This window comes from Brevibacterium linens (genome assembly GCF_003999335.1).
Lineage (GTDB): Bacteria > Actinomycetota > Actinomycetes > Actinomycetales > Brevibacteriaceae > Brevibacterium > Brevibacterium linens.
This window is the reverse complement of sequence record NZ_CP026734.1, coordinates 2729998-2753414: the sequence shown is the minus strand read 5'-3', so window position 1 is coordinate 2753414 and position 23417 is coordinate 2729998. Positions and strand designations below refer to the sequence as shown.

22 protein-coding genes are annotated in these 23417 nt (G+C 64.4%); 12 read left to right on the top strand and 10 right to left on the bottom strand.

What is annotated here, in order from left to right; all coding sequences use genetic code 11:
* The first annotated feature begins 481 nt into the window (after positions 1-481).
* The 4 genes from nrdH to nrdF all read left to right on the top strand — a co-directional run bounded on the left by nrdH (position 482) and on the right by nrdF (position 4393).
* Positions 482-727 (top strand): glutaredoxin-like protein NrdH, encoded by a 246-nt coding sequence (gene nrdH, locus CXR29_RS12490; protein WP_025778731.1) that lies wholly within the window; start codon positions 482-484, stop codon positions 725-727.
* Positions 728-729: 2 nt separating this feature from the next.
* Positions 730-1143: a class Ib ribonucleoside-diphosphate reductase assembly flavoprotein NrdI gene (gene nrdI / locus CXR29_RS12485; protein WP_025778729.1), complete on the top strand. Its 414-nt coding sequence runs from the start codon at positions 730-732 to the stop codon at positions 1141-1143.
* Positions 1144-1148: 5 nt separating this feature from the next.
* Positions 1149-3275 (top strand): class 1b ribonucleoside-diphosphate reductase subunit alpha, encoded by a 2127-nt coding sequence (gene nrdE / locus CXR29_RS12480; RefSeq protein ID WP_241241684.1) that lies wholly within the window; start codon positions 1149-1151, stop codon positions 3273-3275.
* 146 nt (positions 3276-3421) lie between these two features.
* Entirely contained in the window at positions 3422-4393 is a 972-nt protein-coding gene (gene nrdF / locus CXR29_RS12475) for a class 1b ribonucleoside-diphosphate reductase subunit beta (RefSeq protein ID WP_025778726.1), read from the top strand.
* Positions 4394-4623: 230 nt separating this feature from the next.
* On the opposite strand, the gene CXR29_RS17325 is transcribed toward nrdF, so the two are convergent.
* The 6 genes from CXR29_RS17325 to sdhC form a co-directional block, all read right to left on the bottom strand.
* The gene (locus CXR29_RS17325) at positions 4624-4794 is read right to left on the bottom strand and encodes a hypothetical protein (protein WP_164742818.1); all 171 of its coding nucleotides are present in this window, start codon (positions 4792-4794) and stop codon (positions 4624-4626) included.
* Between the two features lie 366 nt (positions 4795-5160).
* The gene (locus CXR29_RS12470; protein WP_127364674.1) at positions 5161-6387 is read right to left on the bottom strand and encodes a D-alanyl-D-alanine carboxypeptidase family protein; all 1227 of its coding nucleotides are present in this window, start codon (positions 6385-6387) and stop codon (positions 5161-5163) included.
* Between the two features lie 375 nt (positions 6388-6762).
* On the bottom strand, positions 6763-7551 hold the full coding sequence (locus CXR29_RS12465) for a succinate dehydrogenase iron-sulfur subunit (RefSeq protein WP_025778715.1): 789 nt from the start codon (positions 7549-7551) through the stop codon (positions 6763-6765).
* The gene (gene sdhA, locus CXR29_RS12460; RefSeq protein WP_101555636.1) at positions 7551-9311 is read right to left on the bottom strand and encodes a succinate dehydrogenase flavoprotein subunit; all 1761 of its coding nucleotides are present in this window, start codon (positions 9309-9311) and stop codon (positions 7551-7553) included. The genes CXR29_RS12465 and sdhA overlap by 1 nt, the downstream gene beginning before the upstream one ends.
* 9 nt (positions 9312-9320) lie before the next feature.
* The gene (locus CXR29_RS12455; RefSeq protein WP_025778711.1) at positions 9321-9770 is read right to left on the bottom strand and encodes a succinate dehydrogenase hydrophobic membrane anchor subunit; all 450 of its coding nucleotides are present in this window, start codon (positions 9768-9770) and stop codon (positions 9321-9323) included.
* A 1-nt stretch (position 9771) separates the two neighbouring features.
* Positions 9772-10149 carry a succinate dehydrogenase, cytochrome b556 subunit gene (sdhC, locus tag CXR29_RS12450; protein WP_081770431.1) on the bottom strand — a complete coding sequence of 126 codons (378 nt, stop codon included), beginning with the start codon at positions 10147-10149 and terminating at the stop codon, positions 9772-9774.
* Positions 10150-10494: 345 nt separating this feature from the next.
* Here sdhC and CXR29_RS12445 point away from each other — a divergent pair, with 345 nt between their 5' ends.
* The 5 genes from CXR29_RS12445 to CXR29_RS12425 all read left to right on the top strand — a co-directional run bounded on the left by CXR29_RS12445 (position 10495) and on the right by CXR29_RS12425 (position 15785).
* The gene (locus CXR29_RS12445) at positions 10495-11604 is read left to right on the top strand and encodes a mannose-1-phosphate guanylyltransferase (RefSeq protein WP_101594137.1); all 1110 of its coding nucleotides are present in this window, start codon (positions 10495-10497) and stop codon (positions 11602-11604) included.
* Positions 11605-11749: 145 nt separating this feature from the next.
* Positions 11750-12922 (top strand): amidohydrolase, encoded by a 1173-nt coding sequence (locus CXR29_RS12440; RefSeq protein ID WP_025778706.1) that lies wholly within the window; start codon positions 11750-11752, stop codon positions 12920-12922.
* A 120-nt stretch (positions 12923-13042) separates the two neighbouring features.
* Positions 13043-14209 carry a BMP family ABC transporter substrate-binding protein gene (locus CXR29_RS12435; RefSeq protein WP_241241442.1) on the top strand — a complete coding sequence of 389 codons (1167 nt, stop codon included), beginning with the start codon at positions 13043-13045 and terminating at the stop codon, positions 14207-14209.
* A gap of 35 nt (positions 14210-14244) precedes the next feature.
* Complete coding sequence (locus tag CXR29_RS12430; RefSeq protein ID WP_101556122.1) at positions 14245-15348, top strand: adenosine deaminase; 1104 nt, start codon at positions 14245-14247, stop codon at positions 15346-15348.
* Positions 15345-15785, top strand: coding sequence for a hypothetical protein (locus tag CXR29_RS12425; RefSeq protein ID WP_231488584.1), 441 nt, complete (start codon positions 15345-15347; stop codon positions 15783-15785). The genes CXR29_RS12430 and CXR29_RS12425 overlap by 4 nt, the downstream gene beginning before the upstream one ends.
* Before the next feature lie 281 nt (positions 15786-16066).
* Here the strand turns inward: CXR29_RS12425 and CXR29_RS12415 are convergent, their stop codons facing one another.
* The 4 genes from CXR29_RS12415 to CXR29_RS12400 all read right to left on the bottom strand — a co-directional run bounded on the left by CXR29_RS12415 (position 16067) and on the right by CXR29_RS12400 (position 19636).
* Entirely contained in the window at positions 16067-17374 is a 1308-nt protein-coding gene (locus CXR29_RS12415) for an FAD-dependent monooxygenase (RefSeq protein ID WP_241241441.1), read from the bottom strand.
* Between the two features lie 147 nt (positions 17375-17521).
* Positions 17522-18232, bottom strand: coding sequence for a hypothetical protein (locus tag CXR29_RS12410; RefSeq protein ID WP_101556123.1), 711 nt, complete (start codon positions 18230-18232; stop codon positions 17522-17524).
* 216 nt (positions 18233-18448) lie between these two features.
* Positions 18449-19138: a GNAT family N-acetyltransferase gene (locus tag CXR29_RS12405; protein WP_101556124.1), complete on the bottom strand. Its 690-nt coding sequence runs from the start codon at positions 19136-19138 to the stop codon at positions 18449-18451.
* A gap of 3 nt (positions 19139-19141) precedes the next feature.
* On the bottom strand, positions 19142-19636 hold the full coding sequence (locus CXR29_RS12400) for a MarR family winged helix-turn-helix transcriptional regulator (RefSeq protein ID WP_127364673.1): 495 nt from the start codon (positions 19634-19636) through the stop codon (positions 19142-19144).
* Positions 19637-19833: 197 nt separating this feature from the next.
* Between CXR29_RS12400 and sucC the strand changes: the two genes are divergently transcribed.
* The 3 genes from sucC (at position 19834) to CXR29_RS12385 (ending at position 23411) form a co-directional block, all read left to right on the top strand.
* Positions 19834-21003: an ADP-forming succinate--CoA ligase subunit beta gene (sucC, locus tag CXR29_RS12395; RefSeq protein ID WP_101556125.1), complete on the top strand. Its 1170-nt coding sequence runs from the start codon at positions 19834-19836 to the stop codon at positions 21001-21003.
* 18 nt (positions 21004-21021) lie between these two features.
* Positions 21022-21918 carry a succinate--CoA ligase subunit alpha gene (gene sucD, locus CXR29_RS12390; RefSeq protein ID WP_101556126.1) on the top strand — a complete coding sequence of 299 codons (897 nt, stop codon included), beginning with the start codon at positions 21022-21024 and terminating at the stop codon, positions 21916-21918.
* Between the two features lie 413 nt (positions 21919-22331).
* A complete protein-coding gene (locus CXR29_RS12385; protein WP_164742888.1) occupies positions 22332-23411 on the top strand; it encodes a threonine aldolase family protein in 1080 nt (359 codons plus the stop codon).
* The last annotated feature ends 6 nt before the right edge of the window (positions 23412-23417 follow it).

The following is a 23417-nucleotide window of genomic DNA, read 5'->3' as shown; positions in this document are numbered from 1 at the left end:
TGTCAGGACCGAGCTGTAGCGTCGGTGGGACCGACAGACGGATGGGAGGAGGTGCTGTGATGATCGCCTCCGCTACGACGTGACCGGCACCGCATGGAGGAGGTCGAAATCGTCGATCGAGGGTTCCGCAACATGCCCACAGGCAAAAAGTTTTCCTGTGGAAAGCGGTGGAAAACGTCGGTGGAAAAAGAGCCGAAAATGAATCTGGAAGCCGCCGATGCCAGCGTCCGCGCAGGTGATCGAACTACACGAGTGTCGTTCACAGTCTGTGGACGATTGTGGACGGTGATGACACAGGGTGTGAAACCTCCGAATGACACTGGTGTAACACTGGATATAGGGGTAAGGTCTAACCCGAACACAACATCTAGTGGTCACCCCTGAGCCTGCGCCTGGTGATATTCATCATGATCGAGCAGTTGACGGGACACGGTCACAGCCATCAGAATGCCGAACTGCACAGCAGATTGAAGGAGTCGTCATGATCACCGTGTACACCAAGCCAGCTTGCGTCCAGTGCAACGCCACCTACCGTGCTCTCGACGCCAAGGGCCTGAAGTACAAGTCGGTCGATCTCAGCGTCGACGAGAACGCCCTCGATGTCGTCAAGGCGATGGGCTACATGCAGGCTCCTGTCGTCGTCACCGACAACGACCATTGGTCGGGCTTCCGTCCCGACAAGATCGCCACTCTGACCGGCGAACAGTCTGCGTCCGTCGTGGCCTGACAATGCTGCTGGTCTACTTCTCTGCCAACTCCGAGTACACGCACCGCTTCGTCGCGAAGCTGCGTCACCCAGCAGTGCGGCTGCCGACGTTGACCACGGAGCCGACGCTGCGAGTGGATGAGCCATTCGTTCTCGTCACCCCCACATATGGGGCCGGCCGCAATCGCGGGGCTGTTCCCAAGCAAGTCATCAGATTCCTCAATGTCGAAGAGAACCGACGTCATCTCGTCGGTGTCATCGGCGCCGGAAACACGAACTTCGGCGAGGACTACTGCCGCGCGGCCGTCAAGGTCGCGGCAAAGTGTCAAGTACCCCTCATGTATCGAGTCGAACTCCTGGGCACTCAGGATGATGTCGACGCTGTCAACCTAGGATTGGACAAACTGTGCGCGAGCTCGCTGAAGACCGCAATGTAGAGGACATCATCCGCGAAGAGACCGATCTGGATTACCACGCGCTCAACGCGATGCTGAACCTGTACGACGAGGACGGCAGGATCCAGTTCGAACGTGACAAGCAGGCTGCCCGCCAGTACTTCCTGCAGCACGTGAACAACAACACCGTCTTCTTCCACAACCTCAAGGAGAAGCTCGACTACCTCGTCGAGAAGGACTACTACGAGCCCGAGGTCCTGGAGCAGTATTCGTTCGAGTTCATCGAACAGCTGTCGACGCGCGCCTATGATCAGAAGTTCCGCTTCCAGACCTTCCTCGGTGCGTTCAAGTTCTACACCTCCTACACGCTGAAGACCTTCGACGGGAAGCGCTACCTCGAACGCTTCGAGGACCGCGTCGTCATGGTCGCTCTGTTCCTGGCCCGTGGCGACGAGACGCTGGCCACCCAGCTCGTCGACGAGATCATCGCCGGCCGTTTCCAGCCGGCCACCCCGACGTTCCTCAACGCCGGAAAGAGGCAGCGCGGTGAGCTCGTCTCCTGCTTCCTGCTGCGCATCGAAGACAATATGGAGTCGATCGGCCGCTCCATCAACTCCGCTCTGCAGCTGTCCAAGCGCGGCGGCGGTGTGGCCTTCGCCCTGACGAACATCCGCGAATCCGGTGCCCCGATCAAGAAGATCGAGAACCAGTCCTCCGGCGTCATCCCCGTGATGAAGCTGCTCGAGGACTCGTTCTCCTATGCCAACCAGCTCGGAGCGCGTCAGGGCGCCGGTGCCGTGTACCTGCACGCCCACCACCCAGACATCTACAAGTTCCTCGACACCAAGCGCGAGAACGCCGATGAGAAGATCCGAATCAAGACCCTGTCCCTGGGCGTTGTGATCCCGGACGTCACCTTCGAGCTGGCCAAGCGCAACGAGGACATGTACCTCTTCAGCCCCTACGACGTCGAGCGCGTCTACGGTGTGCCCTTCTCCGACATCAATGTCACCGAGAAGTACACCGAGCTCGTCGACAACGCGGCGATCAAGAAGAAGAAGATCAACGCCCGCGAGTTCTTCCAGACTCTGGCCGAGATCCAGTTCGAGTCCGGCTACCCGTACGTGATGTTCGAGGACACCGTCAACAAGGCGAATCCGATCGACGGCAAGATCATCATGTCCAACCTCTGCTCGGAGATCCTCCAGGTCTCCGAGCCCAGCAAGTACGACGATGATCTCGGCTACGATGTCGTCGGCAAGGACATCTCCTGCAACCTCGGTTCGCTCAACATCGCTCTGACGATGGACTCGGACAACTTCGGTCAGACCATCGAGACCGCGATCCGCGGACTCACCGCTGTCGCCGAGACCTCGAACATCCAGTCCGTGCCCTCGATCGCCCGCGGCAACGACATGTCGCATGCCATCGGCCTGGGGCAGATGAACCTCCACGGCTATCTGGCTCGGGAGCACATCTACTACGGCTCCGATGAGGGCCTGGACTTCACGAACATGTACTTCTACACCGTCGCCTACCACTGTGTGCGCGCGTCGATGGAGATCGCGAAGGAGCGCGGTGAGACCTTCGCCGGCTTCGAGCGGTCGAAGTACGCCACCGGCGAATACTTCGACAAGTACACCGATGAGGCCTGGCAGTCGCGCACCGCTCGTGTGGCCGAACTGTTCTCCGCAGCGAACGTGCACATCCCGACCCAGGACGACTGGCGAGAGCTCAAGGCTCAGGTGGCCGAGCACGGCATCTACAACCAGAACCTCCAGGCCGTGCCGCCGACCGGTTCGATCTCGTACATCAACAACTCGACCTCGTCGATCCACCCGGTGGCCTCGAAGATCGAAATCCGCAAGGAGGGCAAGGTCGGCCGCGTGTACTACCCGGCTCCCTTCATGGACAACGACAACCTCGAGTACTATCAGGATGCCTACGAGGTCGGCTACGAGAAGATCATCGACACGTATGCCGAGGCCACGAAGCACGTGGACCAGGGGCTGTCGCTGACGCTGTTCTTCATGGACACCGCCACCACTCGTGACATCAACAAGGCGCAGATCTACGCCTGGCGCAAGGGGATCAAGACCATCTACTACATCCGGCTCCGGCAGCTCGCTCTGCAGGGCACGGAGGTTGAAGGCTGCGTCTCCTGCATGCTCTGATCAATGGAATCGGCGGACCGATGTGAATCGGTCCGCCGGCTTCGTGCGGGCCCCGTCCCACCGGCCGGGCCCGCGCATATGACTTTCGTCTGCCGCGCAGACAACTCGTACTCACGACGAACAGCACTTTGGGAAGAGAGAAAGCGTTGGAGAATCTGACTCTGGCATCGCATGTCGATGCCATCAATTGGAACCGCGTCGTCGATCCGATCGATGATGAGGTCTGGGATCGCCTGACCGGCAACTTCTGGCTGCCGGAGAAGGTCCCGCTGAGCAACGACATCCAGTCCTGGGCGACTCTGACCGATGATGAGAAGACGCTGACGATGCGCGTCTTCACCGGTCTGACCCTGCTCGATACGATCCAGGGCACTGTCGGTGCGATCTCGCTCATCCCGGATGCGGTGACCCCGCACGAAGAGGCTGTGCTGACGAACATCGCGTTCATGGAGAGCGTCCACGCGAAGTCGTATTCCTCCATCTTCTCGACCCTGTGCTCGACGAAGGAGATCGACGAGGCCTTCCGCTGGTCGCGTGAGAACAAGTACCTGCAGTCCAAGGCCGATATCATCCTCAGCTACTACCGGGGAGACGATCCGCTCAAGCGCAAGGTCGCCTCGACGCTGCTCGAGTCCTTCCTCTTCTACTCGGGCTTCTACCTGCCCATGTACTGGTCGGCACACGCCAAGCTGACGAACACTGCTGACCTCATCCGTCTGATCATCCGCGATGAGGCCGTGCACGGCTACTACATCGGCTACAAGTACCAGAAGGGTCTCGAATCGCAGTCCGAGGAGCGCAAGCAGGAGCTCAAGGACTACACCATGAACCTCATGTTCGAGCTCTACGAGAACGAGGTCGCCTACACCCACGACATCTACGATTCGGTGGGCCTGTCGGAGGACTGCAAGATGTTCCTCCACTACAACGCCAACAAGGCGCTGATGAACCTCGGCTACGAAGCGATGTTCCCCAAGGAGGTCACGAAGGTCAATCCGGCGATCCTCGCGGCTCTCTCACCGGGCAGCGATGAGAACCACGACTTCTTCTCCGGTTCGGGTTCGTCCTACGTCATCGGCAAGGCCGAGAACACCGAAGACGACGACTGGGACTTCTGAGTCCTTGCACCACAGATGGCGAATCGGCCCAAACCGAGCAGACAAGCTCGGTTTGGGCCGTTTCGGTATTTGTCATGAGCGTATGCCGTGATCGATGCGGCCGTGAATGACTGACGCCCACCTGCTGCGTAAAACCCGGCAGCAAGTGGGCGTCTTCTCAATCAGTCCGGATCAGGCCGACCCGATCGGGGTTGTGCTGGTCCCAGCGGATCAGAATGACCGGGGTCCGGTCAGGCGGCGGCCATCGGCGTGATCTCACGCAGCGAGGTGCCGGTGAACAGCACGAGACGGCCGGTCGCATCTTCGATCGTGATCTCACCAGGAGCCTGACGGCTGATCCGGGGATCGATCATTCCTGCGTGTGCGAGTCCGCGCTGGACCCACTGTGGGAACTCAGACATGGTTCCCTCCTTTCTTCAGTTGTGAATAGCAGGCATCGACGCGCGCTATTCTTCAGGTTCTCGATACGGCGATTGGGTGATCGCCACGGGGATCTGCGATTCGAAGAGACACAGTGTCCGGAACATTCATCTGCAAGGTCGAACCATGATCGGGGCCTACGACTTCACAAGTTTGTCGTCAGGAGCAACGCAACGATCGGTTCGATGAATGCGGACTACTTCGAACGCAAGTATTGATCGTATCGCGTCCGATCGACGATTGTCCAATTCGGATCAGACAGTTCCACTCAGGTTCGCGATATCCTCGCCGAGGCGGCACCGAGTCCGCGCTCCGACCGACCCTTGACGAGGTCAGGCATCGCGTCGTCAGCGACGGCCCTGCATCCGCGCCCGGACTCGCACCCACAGCGCGAAGGTGGCGATGAACAGCACGATACCGCCGGCCAGAAGGACGAGAGCCAGGGGATTGTCCAGCGCCACACCAACAGCCTGGGACGTCATCGACGGCTGCGGATCATCTGACTCCTGGGAATCCGCCGCACCGCTCGCATCCGAATCCGCGCCACCGGCATCACTCGAGCTGCCGGTGGCGGTGGGGACCGCCTCGGCGGTGGCCTGAACCCCGACGGGAACGGTCTGCAGCGATTTCGGGTCGGTCTGGGCGAAATCCCATTCGAGCAGGTCGACGGCGGCCTGACGCGAGTTGTTGTCGATGCCGAGCATCGTCGCGACCACACGGTGTCCGTCACGCTCGGCCACGGCCACATACGAACCCTTCGCGGCCCGGGTGAACCCGTTCTTCAGACCCAGCCCGCCGTCGACCTGGCCGACGATCTTCGTGTGGTTCTGGATCTCGTAGCCTTTGAACTTCTCTTTCGTCTCCGGGTTCGTCCCGCCCGGGAATTGATAAGTCTCTGTGCCGATGACTTTCATGAGGTAGTCGTCTTCGCACACCGCCCATGCGAGCTTCATGAGGTCCTCGGCGGTCGTGTACTGGCCCTTTGCGTCGAGTCCCGAGGTGTTCTTCGCCTGCGTATTCGACATGCCCAGCTCGGCAGCCTTCTCGTTCATCAGGTCCACGGCTTTGTACTGCCCGCCGGCTGCACGACCCAGAGCATTCGCCGCATCATTGGCGCTCGACATGAGCATCGCATGGAAGAGCAGGTCGATGGAGTATTTGTTCGTCTGCATGAGACCGACCTTCGTCCCATCGACTTCCATGTCCTCGAACTCGGCGGTCACCTTCTTCTTCTTGTCGTCGAACCCGTCGACGAGCGCGAGAGCCGTGAGCAGTTTGATCGTCGACGCCGGAGCGTGCCGCTTCTCCACATTCTTCGCCACATGCAGCTCCCCGGAGTCGAGGTCGCCGACAAGCCAGGACGTGCCCGTCGGCTTCGGCGGCTTCGCACCGTCACCGAGGTCGTCGGGACTGACATACGCCGGTGCTGTCGACTCCGCCGGCTGGGCCACCGCCTGCGCGGGGGCGGGGGAGTGGACGAGCTGGGCCGCGAGCACGAGCAGTGCGGCAGCGAAGCCGAGGACACGCAGGAGCGCGGCACGCGGTGAGGAAGCAGTCGAGCGGGTGAAACGCATGCGCCCCAGTCTACTTTCGCCGCAGGCAGCTCGTCCTCAGGATTCCCTCACCCTCTTCGAGGCGGCCCACACGAGAAGCGAGCGTCCGCCGGCAGCCCAGTCTGAAGCGGATAGCCCACGTTCAAATGTGGCCTATCCACCCTCGACTGGGCCACCTCCGCAAATGCATAGTTGAAGTTCAATAGCACATGTTCAAATCAGTGCTGTCTGACTTCAACCGTGTATTTGAGGAAGTTGTTCCCACCACCGAGGCGGCCCGATCCCACCGAGGAGGTCCCGCTAGACGGCCGCCAACCCGCTCAGAAGGGACGCAGACGAAAGCGGCCCCGCACCGTGTGGTGCGGGGCCGCTGCGGTCTGACTTGCGCTTACGCGATCAGAACGCGCGCTGCAGGATCGCCTGCTTCACCTCGGCGATGGCCTTGGTGATCTCGATGCCGCGCGGGCAGGCCTCGGTGCAGTTGAAGGTGGTGCGGCAGCGCCACACGCCTTCCTTGTCGTTGAGGACCTCGAGGCGCATGTCTCCGCCTTCGTCACGCGAATCGAAGATGAAACGATGCGCATTGACGATCGCGGCGGGACCGAAGTACTGGCCGTCGGTCCAGAACACGGGGCACGACGAGGTGCAGGCTGCACAGAGGATGCACTTCGTGGTGTCGTCGAAGGCCTCACGCTGTTCGGCCGACTGCAGACGCTCACGCGTGGGCTCGTGTCCCGAGGTGACGAGGAACGGCATGACCTCGCGGTACGACTGGAAGAAGGGCTCCATGTCGACGATCATGTCCTTCTCGAGCGGAAGACCCTTGATCGCCTCGACGGTGATCGGCTTGGACGTGTCGAGGTCCTTGAGCAGCGTCTTGCAGGCCAGGCGGTTGCGGCCGTTGATGCGCATCGCATCGGAACCGCAGACGCCGTGGGCGCAGGACCGGCGGAAGGACAGCGAACCGTCGATCTCCCACTTGATCTTGTGGAGAGCATCCAGCACGCGGTCGGTGCCGTACATCGTGACGTTGTATTCCTCCCAGTGCGGCTCCGAATCGACCTCGGGGTCGAAACGGGCGATCCGGAAGGTGCAGTCGAAGGACGGAATGGTTCCGCCTTCGCCCGACACGTGGGTCGGCAGGTCGATCTTCGACGCTGGCTCTGGGGTGGTATCGGTGCTCATCAGTACTTACGCTCCATCGGCTGGTAACGGGTGACGATGACGGGCTTCGTCTCCAGACGCATGCCCTTGATGCCGTCGGTCTCCGCTTCGGGATCGAGGTAGGTCATCGTGTGGTGCATGAACTTCTCGTCGTCACGATCCGGGAAGTCCTCGCGGAAGTGTCCTCCACGCGATTCCTTGCGGTGGATGGCGGCGACAGAGATGACCTCGGCGAGCTCGAGCAGGAAGCCGAGCTCGACGGCCTCGAGCAGATCGAGGTTGTAGCGCTTGCCGCGGTCCTGGATGCCCACGTTGTTGTAGCGCTCGCGTAGCTTGGCGATCTCGTCGAGAGCCTCACGCAGCGTCTCGTCGGTGCGGAACACCTGGACGTTGGCGTCCATGATGTCCTGCAGATCCTTGCGGATCGCCGCGATGCGCTCGGTGCCGTCCGAGGTGCGCATCTTCTCGAGCATCTCGACGACTTCGGTCTCCGGGCTCTCGGGCAGCTCGACGAACTCGGCGGTCTGCGCGTATTCCGCGGCGGCGATGCCGGCGCGCTTGCCGAAGACGTTGATGTCGAGCAGCGAGTTCGTGCCCAGACGGTTCGAACCGTGCACGGACACGCAGGCACACTCACCGGCGGCGTAGAGGCCGGGGATGACGGTGTCGTTGTCGGCGAGCACTTCGGCTTCGACGTTCGTCGGGATGCCGCCCATCGCGTAGTGCGCGGTCGGGAAGACCGGCACCGGCTCCGTGTAGGGCTCCACACCGAGGTAGGTGCGAGCGAACTCGGTGATGTCGGGCAGCTTTTCGTCGATATGCGAGGGCTCGAGGTGGGTGAGGTCGAGCAGGACGTAGTCCTTGTTCGGTCCGCAGCCACGGCCTTCACGGACTTCGTTGGCCATCGAACGGGCCACGATGTCACGCGGGGCGAGGTCCTTGATCGTGGGGGCGTAGCGCTCCATGAAGCGCTCACCCTCGGAGTTGCGGAGGATGCCGCCCTCACCACGTGCCGCCTCGGAGAGCAGGATGCCCAGGCCGGCGAGACCTGTGGGGTGGAACTGGAAGAACTCCATGTCCTCCAGCGGGATCCCGCGGTTGTAGGTCACGGCCATGCCGTCACCGGTCAGGGTGTGCGCGTTCGAGGTGGTCTTGAAGACCTTGCCGACACCGCCGGTGGCGAAGACGACCGACTTGGCCTGGAAGACGTGGATCTCGCCGGTGGCCAGTTCGTAGGACACGACTCCGGCCGGGCGCTTGACCCCGTCGACCTCGGTCATGAGGAGGTCGAGGACGTAGAACTCGTTGTAGAACTCCACGCCGTGCTTGACGCACTGTTGGTACAGGGTCTGGAGGATCATATGACCGGTGCGGTCTGCGGCGTAGCAGGAGCGGCGCACGGCGGACTTGCCGTGGTCGCGGGTGTGTCCGCCGAAGCGACGCTGGTCGATCTTGCCTTCGGGGGTGCGGTTGAACGGCAGCCCCATCTTCTCGAGGTCGAGGACGGCGTCGATGGCTTCCTTGGCCATCACCTCGGCGGCGTCCTGGTCGACCAGGTAGTCACCGCCCTTGACGGTGTCGAAGGTGTGCCATTCCCAGTTGTCCTCTTCCACGTTCGCCAGTGCGGCGCACATTCCGCCCTGGGCGGCACCGGTGTGCGAACGGGTGGGGTAGAGCTTCGTGAGAACGGCGGTGCGGGCGCGCTGGCCCGACTCGATCGCCGCACGCATGCCGGCGCCGCCGGCGCCGACGATGACGACGTCGTAATGATGTACCTGCATGTTTCTCCTTTAGGCCTTGCAGAACTCAGCCAGGACCGAGGGGTCCGCTCCGGCCGGGCAGGGATCGAACGTGAAGATGACGAGCGTGCCGAGCACGATGACGATGACCGAGGCGATGTAGAGGATCACCTGCAGGGACATGCGTGTGCCGGGCTTCTCGGAGTAGTCCATGATGATGGTGCGCAGACCGTTGGTGCCGTGCAGCATCGCCAGCCACAGCATGAGCAGATCCCAGATCTGCCAGAACGGGCTGGCCCACTTGCCTGCGACGAATCCGAAGTCGATGGCCTGGACGCCGTCGCCGGCCCACAGGTTCACGAACAGGTGGCCGAAGATGAGGATGACGAGCACGACGCCGGAGATGCGCATGAACAGCCATGCGAACATCTCGAACTTCGAGCGCGTCGACTTGTGCCGGGAGTAGCCGGTCCGCGGAGCCGGAATGGATGTTGTGCTCATGTCAGCCTCCGAAGGTGTGCATCAGCTGGCGGGGAATGAAGGCGATCATGATGATGAGCCACACAACCATGACTCCCCAGAACAGCTTCTTCTGATTTTTCGGGCCACTCTTCGAGAAATCGACGAGAATGACGCGCAGACCGTTGAACGCATGGAATGCGATGGCGGCGACGAGCGCGATCTCACCGAATGCCATGACCGGTGTCTTGTAGGTTCCGATCACTGCGTTGTAGGCCTCGGGCGAGACGCGGACGAGGGCAGTATCGAGCACGTGGACCAGAAGGAAGAAGAAGATTCCGACGCCTGTGACGCGATGCGCGACCCAGGACCACATTCCTTCGTTTCCTCGGTACAGAGTGCCCGTAGACGCTTTGGCCACGGAGCATCCTCCATCTTGATAATTCGGGTGTGTACGTCTAGAAACTACGCCGAAGACCGCTTCCGTGCCAGTCGAGACACGGGTGAGCGTCCCGGATCACACCGCAACCCTGGCAATTCCCTCAAAACTGGGATTCACCGTCTCGCGGAATTTCATTTACATCACAGTCGTGTGCTCTAAATTGTCTCGTTCCCGTTCTGACCTGGTCAGCCCGGGAACACGGGCACACCCTCGCCGAGGCGGTCCTGAGGTGGGGAGATCCCCACCGGGCGCTTGGGGATCGGCTCATCCGACACGGCGGGCAACCTCGGGGAAGGTGTGCCCGAACTCTGAGACACTGAGATCGTGAACACGCACTTCCACGCCATCATCCCCGCCGGCGGATCCGGAACGCGCCTGTGGCCGCTGTCGCGTCGGGCGACGCCGAAGTTCCTCCACGATGTCCTCGGCCTCGGTCGCAGCCTCATCCAGGCCACCTGGGACCGCGTCGCGCCGATCGTCGGCGACGACAGAGTCTGGGTGGTCACAGGCGAGAGCCACTTCGATCAGGTCGCCGAGCAGCTGCCGCAAATCGCCCGCGGCCAGATCATCGCCGAACCCTCCCCGAAGGATTCCGCTGCCGCCATCGGTCTGGCCGCCATGCTCATCGCCCGTGAGGATCCCGAGGCCATCGTCGGATCGTTCTCCGCCGATCATTCGATCACGAACGTCGACGAATTCCGGCTCGTCATCGATCAGGCCGTCGCCGCCGCGGAGACCGGAGACATCGTCACGGTCGGCATCATGCCCCGCAATCCCGCCACGGCCTACGGCTATATCGAGACCGGTGACCTGCTCGGGCTCGACGGGGCGCCCACGGCCCGGCGGGCGCTGGCATTCGCGGAGAAGCCGGAGGCGAGCACGGCTCGTCAGTATGTGAACTCCGGCCGCTACCGCTGGAACGCGGGCATGTTCATCGCCAAGGCCGCCGCCCTGCTCGACATCCTCGCCGAGGAGGACCCGCCCCTCTATTCGGGGCTGGCCCGGATCGCCGAGGCCTGGGACACCCCAGACCATGATGAGGTCCTCAGCGCCGTGTGGCCCGGACTGGAGAAGCGAGCCATCGACTATGTGGTGGCCGAACCGGCAGCCGCAGCCGGTCGTGTCATCGTCATCCCCGGTGACTTCGGCTGGGACGACGTCGGCGACTTCGATTCGGTGGCCAGGCTGCGCCAGCCGGTTCCCGGGGAACCGCGGGGAGTGATCTCGATCGGCGGGAACACCGACCTGCTCGAGGTCGATGCCTCGGGAGTCGTGTTCTCCGAAGGACCGCGGACGGTGGCCATCGTCGGGCTCGACGACCTCGTCGTCGTCGACACCGACGACGTCCTGCTCATCACCTCCCGCCCGCACGCCCAGGACGTGAAGAAGGCCGTGTCCCTCGCCGGTGAGCGCGGACTCGACGAACTGCTCTGATCCACAGTCGGCGCTCCCGGGGGAGTGGAGCGGGAAGTATGTCGAAATTGGTCGCAATGGGCACATTTATGACATCGAGTGCCTAGCATGGCTTGAAATGTTCGACATCGCCCATCCCCGACCTCCCCGCACTGAAGGACCCGACGTGATCAGCTCGACAATCGCTGAGATCGGTGCTGAACTCATCGATTTCCGCCGCGACATCCATGCCCATCCGGAACTGTCCTTCCAGGAGTTCGAGACCACCGACAAGATCGTCGCCCGCCTCGAGGCCGCCGGTCTCACGCCGCGGCGCCTCGAGAGCACCGGAGTCGTCTGCGACATCGGCGAAGGACCGGTGGCCGTGGGGCTGCGCGCCGATATCGACGCCCTGCCCGTCGATGACCTCATCGATGAGGAATTCCGGTCCACCGTGCCCGGCGTCGCCCACGCCTGCGGCCACGACGTCCACCTGACCTCCCTCATCGGTGCCGGCATCGCCCTGCAGAAGATCCACGAGACACGGCCCGGCGGACTCGGCGGCCGGGTGCGTCTGATCTTCCAGCCCGGTGAAGAGGTCACCCCGGGCGGTGCCCTGCGCGTGATCTCCCAAGGCGTGCTCGACGACGTGCCCGAGGTCTACGCCGTCCACTGCGACCCGAACGTCGACATCGGCAAGGTCGGTTCGCGCATCGGCGCCATCACCGCCGCCGGCGACACCGTCATCATCCGCCTCTCCGGTCACGGAGGGCACACCTCGCGTCCGCACCTGACCGAGGACCTCGTCTACGCGCTGGGCAAACTCGCCACCGATCTGCCCTCGACCCTGGGCCGGCTGATCGACCCGCGGCACGCGATCTCTCTGGTGTGGGGTGAGATCAGCGCCGGCCATGCCGCGAACGTCGTCCCCAGCGAAGGGATCCTGCGCGGAACCTTGCGCTGCCTCGACGTCGACGGCTGGAACCAAGTCGCCGAAGTGTTGCCCGAGCTCGTCGATCGCATCGCCGGACCCTACGGAGTCGAGGTCGACCTCGAACATCGCCGAGGCGTCCCACCGGTGGTCAACACCGAAGACCAGGTCACCCTCATCGAATCCGCCGTCCGCGGGGAACTCGGCGAGAACTCGGTGCAGCTGACCCCGCAGTCCATGGGCGGGGAGGACTTCGCCTGGTACCTCACCCACTGCCCGGGAGCGCTCATCCGTCTGGGCACCCGCACCCCCGGCGGCATCACCTACGACATCCACCAGGGCGATCTGCTCATCGACGAACGCGCCGTGGAGATCGCCGCCCGCGTGTTCACGGCCACCGCGCTCAAGGTCCTCGACCGCGACCGGTGATGGCCCGGCGGCTGATTGCCCGCGCGCGGTCGGCCGCTGCTGCCCTCTGACCTGCCACGTGATCTGCCACGGACGATGCCTGATTACGCCGTGTCAGGATGGGCCGATAATCTTGGACCCATGAGGATGAGAGCCCGAACCGCGCAGATCGCCGCGCTCGCCGCGGTCGGCGTCCTCACGCTCAGCGCCTGCTCCGTGAATGCCCCCGAAGCCCTCGAAGAGGAGCGACTGGGCTGCCTCGTCTCGGCACCGGCCGGCTTCGACGATCACTCCGCCGGTGCTCTCACCCTCGAGGAGACGGAACTGGCCCGTGGCGCCGGGGTCTTCTCGGGCACCTCGAGTCAACGCGTCTCGAGTGGGTCGGCCACCTCGGCGGCATTGGATCGGATGAACCGACACGACTGTGCACTGACCACGGTCATCGGGCCCGGTGGAGCGGACGAACTCGCGGACTTCGCCGCAGACCACCCAAAGGACTTGTTCCTCGGAGTCTCCAGCGGCACCGATGACCTGCCGAAAAACGTGCTGAGCATGGATTTCGACCTCGTCCCGCCGGCGTTCATCGCCGGCTACACCGCGGCCACCGCCTCGGAGACGGGGAAGGTCGGCGTCGTCGTCTCCCACGGGTTCCCACAGTCCGAACGTATCCTGAACGCCTTCGACGCCGGCGTCGACCTCTACAACAAGGAGAACGATGAGGACCTGCCGAAGGCGGAGTCCTACCGTCCCGCCTCGGGTGGGGCCGCCTCGGCGAGCGGTTCGCCTCGGGCGATCGACGACACCCGCAAAGCGGGGAAGGAGTACTTCGAACGGTCCTTCGACGCCGACGTCGACGTGCTCGTTCCCTTCGGGTCGGCGGCCGCAATGGGGGTGGTCACCTCGGCGGATGAGAAGCGGACCGATCTGACCACGGCCACGGAGGAACCCGAGGGCGACGACGAAGGACCGAGCCTGCCGAAGATCGTGTGGTATGGAACAGCGGGCGGATTCTCCAAGACGATCGTGGCCAGCGTGGAACCGAACGTGCGCCGCGGACTGCGCACGATGTTCCCCGATTGGCCGCAGAGCAAGAACCCCGACGAGGTGGCGCCCGCCCCGAAGACCGGGCCCGAGGAGATCGCCGGCTTCCGCGTCGCCGACCGCCACTACTGGGGCACCCTCGACAACGGCGGGGTGCGCATCGTCGCCGAGGACGGATTCCTCTCCCGCGTCTCCGACGCCGGTCGCGGGATCACGGACCTCAGGGAGCGGATCAAGAGCGGGGAGATCGATCCGGAGAAAGGATGAGGGGCTCAGCCGTCATCGGATAAGCTGAGACGGTGATGAATGTACCCGCCGGCGTCGCATCGGACGACCCCATCCTGCAGCTGCCCAAAGTCTCCCTCCATGATCACCTCGACGGCGGTCTGCGCCCGTCGACGATGATCGAACTGGCCGACTCGATCGGTCACACCCTGCCCGCCTCCGATGCAGAATCGCTGCGCAGATGGTTTTCGGAGTCCGCGAATTCCGGTGATCTGGTCCGCTACCTCGAGACGTTCTCGCACACCGTGGCGATCATGCAGAGCGAGGACAACCTGCGCCGTGTGGCCAAGGAATGGGTCCTCGACCAGGTGGCCGACGGAGTCTTCTACGCCGAGGCTCGGTGGGCTCCCGAACAGCACCTCGAGGGCGGACTCGAACTCGACGCCGTGGTCGAAGCCGTCCAGGCCGGTCTCGAAGAAGGTGTCTCCGAGGCGGCGGCCGACGGCAAGTACATCCGCGTCGGACAGCTCATCACGGCCATGCGTCAGGCCGACAACTCGCTGGCGATCGCCGAACTGGCCATCCGCCATCGTGAGAAGGGTGCGGATTCCGGAGTCGTCGGATTCGACATCGCCGGACCCGAGAACGGATTCCCGCCGTCCGCGCATCTCTCCGCCTTCAACGCCCTGCACCAGGCGTATGTGCCGGTGACGATCCATGCCGGAGAGGCCGCCGGCAAAGAATCCATCCACGAGGCGGTCACCATCTGCCACGCCCAGCGTCTGGGCCACGGCGCTCGCATCGTCGAGGACATGGACATCGTCGACGGTCAGGGTCAGCTCGGCAGCCTCGCAGCCTGGGTCCTCGACCAGCAGATTCCGCTGGAACTGTGCCCGAGCTCGAACCTGCAGACCGACATCGGCGGCACCATCGCCAGCCACCCGATCACGGGTCTGAAAGACCTCGGCTTTGCGGTCACCATCAACCCGGACAACCGGCTGATGTCGGGCACCTCCGTCTCACGGGAGATGCGACTGCTCGTCGACGAGGCCGGCTGGAACCAGACCGACCTCGAATGGGCGACGGTCAACGCTGTGACCGCGGCCTTCCTGCCGCTGGATGTGCGTGAGCGCATGCTCGATGAGATCCTCATCCCCGGATTCGCCCGGGTGACCATTTGAGCTCACGCAATGGCCGGGCCGCAGGCTCCGGTGCGTCACCGGAGCCTGAGGGGCACGGGATTCCGACCCCGCGGGCGATGATGCTGCCCGTCATCGTCCTCGGCGTCCAGGCATTGGCCCTGATCGGGGCGGCGGTGTCGTTCGTCATCACGGCGATCACCGCTGGGCCGTTGGCGGCGTCGCTGATCGGTCTGGCCGTCATGTTCCTCATCTTCGCAGCCGGTGTCGGCGCCGCGGCCCGGGGCGCCTGGCGCCTGCACCGGTGGGCGCGTCCGGCGGCGATCGCCTTCGAGCTGCTCGTCATCGTCTTCGCCTTCAGCGTCATCGGCGGTTCCCTGCTGCTGGGGCTCGCCTGCCTGGTCACCGCGATCGCCGTGATCATGGGCTTCTTCCTGCCCCCGGTCGTCGACGCCTACAACCGCGCTCTGACCGACTGAGCCGGTTCAAGCAGGTACTCGCCCGAACATAGGTCGCTTTTCGATACTTTCGAGCGAGAAAAGTATCCGATAGCGACCTGAGTTCGGCGCTGAGTAGCTGATAGTGACCCAAGTTTTTCGAGTTCGAGCAGCTGGGGCGGCCCGACGCTGCTGAGAGAATGCGTGAACTGTGCGCAGATTGCCAAAATCCGGCGTCTGCCGGGCAATCTGCGCACACTTGACTCGCGTCAGCGGGGCTGACCGCGGCTACGGGCCCGCGGATCAGTCGGAACAAGTCAGCATCACACCTGCGGCGGCGACCATTTCTGGACGCTCGCAGCCTGAGCGGCAATGAGTCGCGAGGGAACCGCGGAGAAGACGGCATTGCGCAGCCCCGCCAGCAGCGGCGATTCGAGTTGGAACATCTGCCCCATGAGCCGGGACTTCTGCGCGATCGACTGCGTCCGCGGGCGGCGCAGGGAGTCATAGCGGCCCAGTGCCGCAGCGAGGTCTGGCGGTACTGAGGCTCTCGGGCCCAAATTGTGGTCCGGGTTCGCGCCGGTGCGAGGGCCCGCACGGTGGTCCGGGTTCGCGCCGGCGCGAGTGCCCGCACCTGTGGCCGCTTGCTCTTCGACTCGTCCGAGCCGGCTCGCCCCAGATCCCGGAGACTCCCCGAGCAGCGGGGTGAGCAGGACTGTGAGTGTCGCCGCATCTTCGAGAGCCTGACCTCCGCCTTGGCCGAGGTCCGGCGTCATCGCATGTGCGGCATCCCCGAGGAGGACGACGCGGCCGCGGTGGAAGCTGGCCAGCCGGCGGGAGAGGTCGGAGATCGCGGTGCGGCGGACCGCCTCGGCGTCGGTGGCGGCGATGAGCTCGGCAATGGGGGAGTGCCAGCCGGTGAACATCTGCAGGGCGGTGGCCTTCTCGTCGGCGAAGACCGCGTCCTCGGGCATGTTCGCCACCGCGAACCAGTAGACGCGGCCGTCGGCCAGCGGGGCGATGCCGAAGCGGCGTCCGCGCCCGACCGATTCCCCTGCCTCGCCGGACAGATCCACCGGCACCGAGGTGATGCCCCGCCACGCGGAATACCCGGAGTACCGCGGTGCCACCGCCTCACCGGCGACAACGGTGCGGACCCGGCTGTGCAGACCGTCGGCGCCGATCACGAGGTCGAAACGTGCAGATGCATCGAGGTGCGAGGAGACGGGTGTGAAGGTCAGCGTCCCATCGGATGCTGCCGAGGCCACCTCGGCGTCGGTGCGCACAGTCCCAGGAGCCAGCGCCTCGAGGAGGATGCGGTGGAGATCGGCACGGTCGACGATGCGCAGCGCACCGACGGCCTCGTCGGGCACCCGCGCGATCCAACGACCATCGGCGCGACGCTGACCTGCGGCGAAGCCTTCGACACTGGAGTCGGTCACCGCATCGAATGCCTCGCGCAGGCCCAGGGTCTCCAGCGCGGCGAGACCGTTGGCGAAGATCGACAGCCCCGAACCACCGGCTCGCACCTCGGGGGCACGTTCGAACACGGTGACCTCGGCGCCGGCCCTCTGCAGTCCCACGGCCGCCGAGAGTCCGCCGATTCCAGCTCCGATGACAGCGATTCTCATAGAGTCATCGTCGCATGCAGGACGGTGGGTGGCGAGGGCGCCGGCTGGTCGTCGGTACGCGTTGAGTGTGCGCAGATTGCCCAAAAACCGCCGCCTCAGAATGGCAATCTGCCACCACTTAACTCGGACCGAGGCGGAGCGCAGAGATCATTGGAGGTATTCGCCGCAGGCTTCGGTGAGGAAGTCGCCGGCGACTCCGCCCTCTTCGCCGAGGCTGATGGCGGTCTTCTGGATGCCCCACCACACGCGAGGCGAGCCGCCCCACTGCTGGCGGAATTCTTCGCGACGGCCGGGATCCTCGGCGAGGTCATCGGCGGCCAGCCCGATGCGGTCCTGAGCGTCATCGGCGGTGCAGCGCTTCTCGTCGTTCGGGCCCTTCGGGTCGAGCTCGGGGATGTCTTCGTCGTCGACGGTTGTCAGCGTGTAGGCCGAGTTGCCGATCTCCTCGACGTCGAAGGTGCCGTGGATGAGCAGGAACGGGGACGCCCCGTCATCGACGTTGTCCGCATCGACGGTGACGCTGACGCTGTCGGGGCTGTCGGCAGTCACGGTCGTCTCGCCGGAATCGGGAACCTCGGGGTTGCCGGTGTGCACGTAGACCTTGAGGTAGGCCTCGGTCTTCTTCTCGGCCGCCTCGGCGAGGCCCTGCCACAGCGGGTCGGTGTCCTTCGCCCCACCCGGCGAGGAATCGACGATGGACACCTTCGGTGCATCGTCCGGCGTCTCGATCGGGGTGACCTCTTCTTTGCTCACCGAGGGTCGCGGCTGGGGCCGGGTCTCGTTGGGTGTCGCCACGCAGGCCGTCATCGTGGCAGCAATCGCAGCGGCGGACAGCAGGGCAAGGGGGCGAAGTCGCATGGTTCCTCGAGGTGTCGTCAGCGTCCAAGTGATATGGCTTCCAGCCTAGTGTGCGCGACGGCCCGTGCCCGGGTGGACGCGCGGCAAGGCGGCGAAAGCGGGGCGGGCGCGAGGCCTCTGCCCGGGCGCGAGGCTGCGTCCTGACGCCACAGACCTGACGCCACAGACCTGACGCCACAGACCTGACGTCCGGCCGCGCCGTCCGGCCCTGCCGACTCAGCCGCGGCGTGCTGCGGCGATGAGTTCGCGCAGGCTCTGCCGCTGGGCACCTGCGGCATCGAAGTTCGCTTCGTCGAGCCACTGCTCATATGCCGTTCGCAGGGCCGGCCATTCGCTGTCGATGATCGAGAACCACGCGGTGTCGCGGTTGCGGCCCTTGTACACGAGATGCTGCCGGAAGATCCCTTCGAAGGTGAACCCGAAGCGTTCGGCGGCTTTCTTCGACGGTGCATTCGCGTCATCGCATTTCCACTCGAACCGTCGGAAACCGGAGGCGAAGGCGAGATCGGCGCAGAGGAAGAGCGCCTCGGTGGCCGCGCGAGTCCGGGCCAGCCCCGGACCCCAGAGGATGTGTCCGATTTCCATGACGCCGTTGGCGGCGTCGATGCGCATGAGCGCCTGCCGGCCCTCGGCCCGCCCCGTGGACCGGTCCACGACGGCGAAGAAGAGGGGATCGGACGAGGTGGCCGCCTCGGCGATCCAGGTATCGAAGTCGCTGCGTTCGGTCTGCGGTGTCTGCGGCAGGTAGCGGAACCGCTCCTCGATCCCGTCCGGTGCCGAGACCGCGGAGAAGAGCGAATCGCCGTGGACGGTCGGATCGATGGGTTCGAGGTCGACATATCGACCGTGGACGGGTTCTCGCCGAGGCGGCTGTGCGCCCGGGAAATCCGTGAGGTCGTCGTGCATGGCTCAGTCCTCGCTGCCGTCGAAGCCGGTGGACAGCTCGCGCAGCAGTGCGGCCAGTTTTCGGCTGCCGGCGGGGGTGAGTCCGCTGAGGATCTCCCGCTCCTTCACCAGCAGATCGGCCAGGGCGGAATCGACGGTGGCGCGGCCGCTGTCGGTGAGGTGGACGAGCACTCCGCGTCGATCACCGGGATCGGGGCGGCGTTCGACCCAACCGCGGGCGACGAGGCGGTCGATGCGATTGGTCATGGTGCCGCTCGTGACGAGTGTCTCCTGCAGCAGGGTCGAGGGGGAGAGCTGATAGGGCTCACCGGCTCGGCGGAGGGCGGAGAGCACGTCGAAGGCCCAGCCCTCGATTCCGTAGTCGGAGAAGCTCGCCTTCCGCGCCAGGTCCAACTGCCTGGCCAGACGCGAGACTCGGGAGAGGATCTCCATCGGGGAGACGTCGAGATCCGGACGCTCACGTCGCCAGGCTGCGACAATTCGATCCACTTCGTCCATGAAACGATTTTACGTCCATATCAAGAATCTTGAGCGCAAAGATACTTTTTGACGAGAGATTCCTTACGCTCAGGGTCCATTTAACCTGCAAGGTTGGATGGACGGGTGCGTTTGGGAATATGGTTGTCCTTGGTTGTTGCATCCGTCAACGAACCTGCAGGGGCCAACCACCCGGCAGTGAGAGCGAAGGAATACACGTGGATCTTTTCGAGTATCAAGCACGTGACCTGTTCGAGAAGCACGGAGTGCCCGTGCTCAAGGCCCAGGTCGCGACGACGCCAGAAGCAGCGAAGAAGGCAGCCGAAGATCTTGGCGGCGGTGTCGTCGTCGTCAAGTCTCAGGTCAAGATCGGCGGCCGTGGAAAGGCCGGCGGCGTCAAGGTCGCCAAGAACCCCGATGAGGCCGAGGCACGCGCCAAGGACATCCTGGGTCTCGACATCAAGGGCCACATCACCGAAAAGGTGATGATCGCCGAAGGTGCCGACATTGCTGAGGAGTACTACTTCTCCGTCCTCCTCGACCGGTCCAACCGCACCTACCTGGCCATGTGCTCGAAGGAAGGCGGAGTGGAGATCGAGCAGTTGGCCGTGGAACGTCCGGAAGCGCTCGCCAAGATCCCCGTCTCCGCCATCGACGGCATCAACGATGCCAAGGCGGCAGAGATCGCGGAGGCGGCCGGCTTCGACGCCGATACCGCCGCGAAGGTCGCCCCCGTGCTGACCAGCCTGTGGACCGTCTTCGAAAAGGAAGACGCCACCCTCGTCGAGGTCAACCCGCTGGTCAAGACCGGTGCCGGTGACATCATCGCCCTCGACGGCAAGGTCTCGCTCGATGACAACGCCGACTTCCGCCACGAGGAGCACGAGGAGCTGCGCGACATCAGCGCAGAGAACCCGCTGGAACTCAAGGCCAAGAAGCTCGACCTCAACTACGTCAAGCTCGACGGTGAGGTCGGAATCATCGGCAACGGCGCAGGACTGGTCATGTCGACCCTCGACGTCGTCGCCTATGCAGGTGAGAACCACAGCGGCGTCAAGCCCGCGAACTTCCTCGACATCGGAGGCGGCGCCTCGGCTGAGGTCATGGCCAACGGACTCGACGTCATCCTCGGCGATGACCAGGTGAAGTCCGTGTTCGTCAACGTCTTCGGCGGAATCACCGCCTGTGACGCTGTGGCCGACGGCATCGTCAAGGCCCTCGAGATCCTCGGCGACCAGGCCACCAAGCCGCTCGTCGTCCGCCTCGACGGCAACAACGTGGAAGAGGGGCGCGCCATCCTGCAGAAGGCAGCGCACCCGCTCGTCACGCTCACTGACACGATGGACGGTGGAGCCGACAAGGCCGCCGAATTGGCTGCTGCCAAGTAAGGAAAGGTCTCTACAACAATGTCTATCTTCCTGAATTCCGATTCGAAGATCATCGTCCAGGGCATCACCGGCGGAGAGGGCTCGAAGCACACCGCTCGTATGCTCGCTGCCGGATCGAACGTCGTCGGCGGTGTCAACGCCCGCAAGGCCGGCACCACCGTGACGCACAACGACAAGGACGGCAACGAGGTCGAACTCCCCGTCTTCGGTTCCGTCGCCGAGGCGATGGAAGCCACCGGTGCTGACGTGTCCGTGGCCTTCGTGCCGCCGGCATTCTCCAAGGACGCCGCGATCGAGGCCATCGACGCGAAGATCGGTCTGCTCGTCATCATCACCGAGGGCATCCCCGTGCAGGATTCGGCCGAGGTCTGGGCTCGTGCGCAGGCGGCCGGAAACGCCACCCGCATCATCGGGCCCAACTGCCCGGGCATCATCACCCCCGGTGAGTCGCTGGCCGGCATCATCCCGGCCAACATCACGAAGAAGGGCAAGCTGGGCCTCGTCTCGAAGTCCGGCACCCTGACCTACCAGATGATGTACGAGCTGCGTGACCTCGGCTTCTCGACCGCCATCGGCATCGGCGGAGACCCGGTCATCGGCACCACGCACATCGATGCGCTCGAAGCCTTCGAAGCCGATCCTGACACCGAAGCCATCGTCATGATCGGCGAGATCGGCGGAGACGCCGAAGAGCGTGCCGCAGCCTTCATCAAGGAGAACGTGACGAAGCCGGTCGTCGGCTACGTCGCAGGCTTCACCGCTCCCGAGGGCAAGACCATGGGCCACGCCGGCGCCATCGTCTCCGGCTCCTCGGGAACCGCTCAGGCCAAGAAGGAAGCCCTCGAGGCTGCAGGCGTCAAGGTCGGCAAGACCCCGACCGAGACCGCTGAACTCATGCGCGAACTCCTCGCCTGAGTCGCGTGAGACGCAACCGCTGCTGAGGGCGGGCCAGCCGATTTCGACCGGCTGGCTCGCCCTCAGTGCATACCAGCTGGCTCAAAGTGCAGGCGCGCGCACGGCATAAATGCTCTGCTCGCGCTCCTGCACTTTGAGCCAGCTGCTGTCTTTGGAGGATGAACTGCGCCGATTGTGGCGGTGCGCAACAGCTGGGTCAACGTGCGGGCGCAGCGCACACATGCTCTGCGCATGCACGTTGAGCCAGCGGGTGTATGGAGAGGTGCGTGACGCCGGCGACTCCACTCCGGACAATTCGCCGCGCGTGGACCGCACTGCATACCTCGCGCGGCACGTACTAGTCTGAGAGCGTGAACTCCCAGACACCTGATCAGACAACGCCGTCGACGAACCCCGCGGACACCCTCCCCGACATCGGCACCGCCGCCCCGCCCGTCGACACCAGACCGACCGCGCACCCGCGCAACTTCGGCTCCGACAACTGGGCCGGAGTCCACCCCGAAGTCATCACCGCCATCGCCGAGGCCAACGTCGGCCACACGCCCGGCTACGGCGGCGACCCGTGGACACAGCGCTTCCGCGACATCATGGCCCACCATTTCGGGCCCGAGGCCCAGGCGTTCCCCGTCTTCAACGGCACCGGAGCCAATGTCCTGGCCCTGCAGTCGGCGCTGCCGCGGTGGGCCGCAGTGATCACGGCCGCCTCGGCGCATATCAACTACGACGAAACCGGAGCCCCGGAGAAGGTCGGCGGGCTCAAGATCGTCGGTGCCGCCACCGAGAACGGCAAACTCACCCCCGAAACCATCATGGGTGCGATCATCGGCCGCGGCCACGAACACAATGCGCAGCCGCTGGCCGTGAGCATCTCCCAGTCCACCGAATGGGGCACGACCTACACCCCGGACGAGATCGCGGCGATCGCGGCCACCGCGCACGAGAACGACATGATCCTCCACGTCGACGGGTCCCGACTCGGCAATGCCGCCGCCCACCTCGGCGTCGGACTCGGCGACATCACGACTGTGGTCGGAGTCGACATCCTCAGCCTCGGCGGAACGAAGAACGGCCTGCTCGGTGCCGAGGCGGTCGTCGTTCTGAACCCCGACATCGGCCACGGAATGCGATTCCTGCGCAAGATGAACCTGCAGCTGGCCTCGAAGATGCGCTTCCTCTCCGCTCAGCTGAACGCACTGTACGAGGGCGATCTGTGGCGCAACTCCGCCACCCGGTCGAATGCGATGGCGCAGCACCTTGCCCACAGACTCGCCGAGGCGGCCGAACGCGGCCGTGTCCCCGGGCTCGAGATCGTGCAGAAGGTCGAGTCGAACGTCGTGTTCGTCCGGATGCCCGCCGAGGTGGCCGCCCGGGCCCGGCAGACGTTCGCCTTCGGGGACTGGCCGTTGGTCAAGGACATCGTCCGCCTCATGTGTGCGTTCGATACGACGACCGAGGACGTCGACGCCCTGGTCGCCGCCATCGTCGGTGACTGAAGGACC

Excerpts from the sequence above, each read along its gene's own strand:
- nrdH (WP_025778731.1), top strand. The coding sequence starts at position 482 with ATGATCACCGTGTACACCAAGCCAGCTTGCGTCCAGTGCAACGCCACC.
- nrdI (WP_025778729.1), top strand. The coding sequence starts at position 730 with ATGCTGCTGGTCTACTTCTCTGCCAACTCCGAGTACACGCACCGCTTC.
- CXR29_RS17325 (WP_164742818.1), bottom strand. The coding sequence starts at position 4,794 with ATGTCTGAGTTCCCACAGTGGGTCCAGCGCGGACTCGCACACGCAGGA.
- CXR29_RS12470 (WP_127364674.1), bottom strand. The coding sequence starts at position 6,387 with ATGCGTTTCACCCGCTCGACTGCTTCCTCACCGCGTGCCGCGCTCCTG.
- CXR29_RS12465 (WP_025778715.1), bottom strand. The coding sequence starts at position 7,551 with ATGAGCACCGATACCACCCCAGAGCCAGCGTCGAAGATCGACCTGCCG.
- sdhA (WP_101555636.1), bottom strand. The coding sequence starts at position 9,311 with ATGCAGGTACATCATTACGACGTCGTCATCGTCGGCGCCGGCGGCGCC.
- CXR29_RS12455 (WP_025778711.1), bottom strand. The coding sequence starts at position 9,770 with ATGAGCACAACATCCATTCCGGCTCCGCGGACCGGCTACTCCCGGCAC.
- CXR29_RS12435 (WP_241241442.1), top strand. The coding sequence starts at position 13,043 with ATGAGGATGAGAGCCCGAACCGCGCAGATCGCCGCGCTCGCCGCGGTC.
- CXR29_RS12430 (WP_101556122.1), top strand. The coding sequence starts at position 14,245 with ATGAATGTACCCGCCGGCGTCGCATCGGACGACCCCATCCTGCAGCTG.
- CXR29_RS12415 (WP_241241441.1), bottom strand. The coding sequence starts at position 17,374 with ATGAGAATCGCTGTCATCGGAGCTGGAATCGGCGGACTCTCGGCGGCC.
- CXR29_RS12410 (WP_101556123.1), bottom strand. The coding sequence starts at position 18,232 with ATGCGACTTCGCCCCCTTGCCCTGCTGTCCGCCGCTGCGATTGCTGCC.
- CXR29_RS12405 (WP_101556124.1), bottom strand. The coding sequence starts at position 19,138 with ATGCACGACGACCTCACGGATTTCCCGGGCGCACAGCCGCCTCGGCGA.
- CXR29_RS12400 (WP_127364673.1), bottom strand. The coding sequence starts at position 19,636 with ATGGACGAAGTGGATCGAATTGTCGCAGCCTGGCGACGTGAGCGTCCG.
- sucD (WP_101556126.1), top strand. The coding sequence starts at position 21,022 with ATGTCTATCTTCCTGAATTCCGATTCGAAGATCATCGTCCAGGGCATC.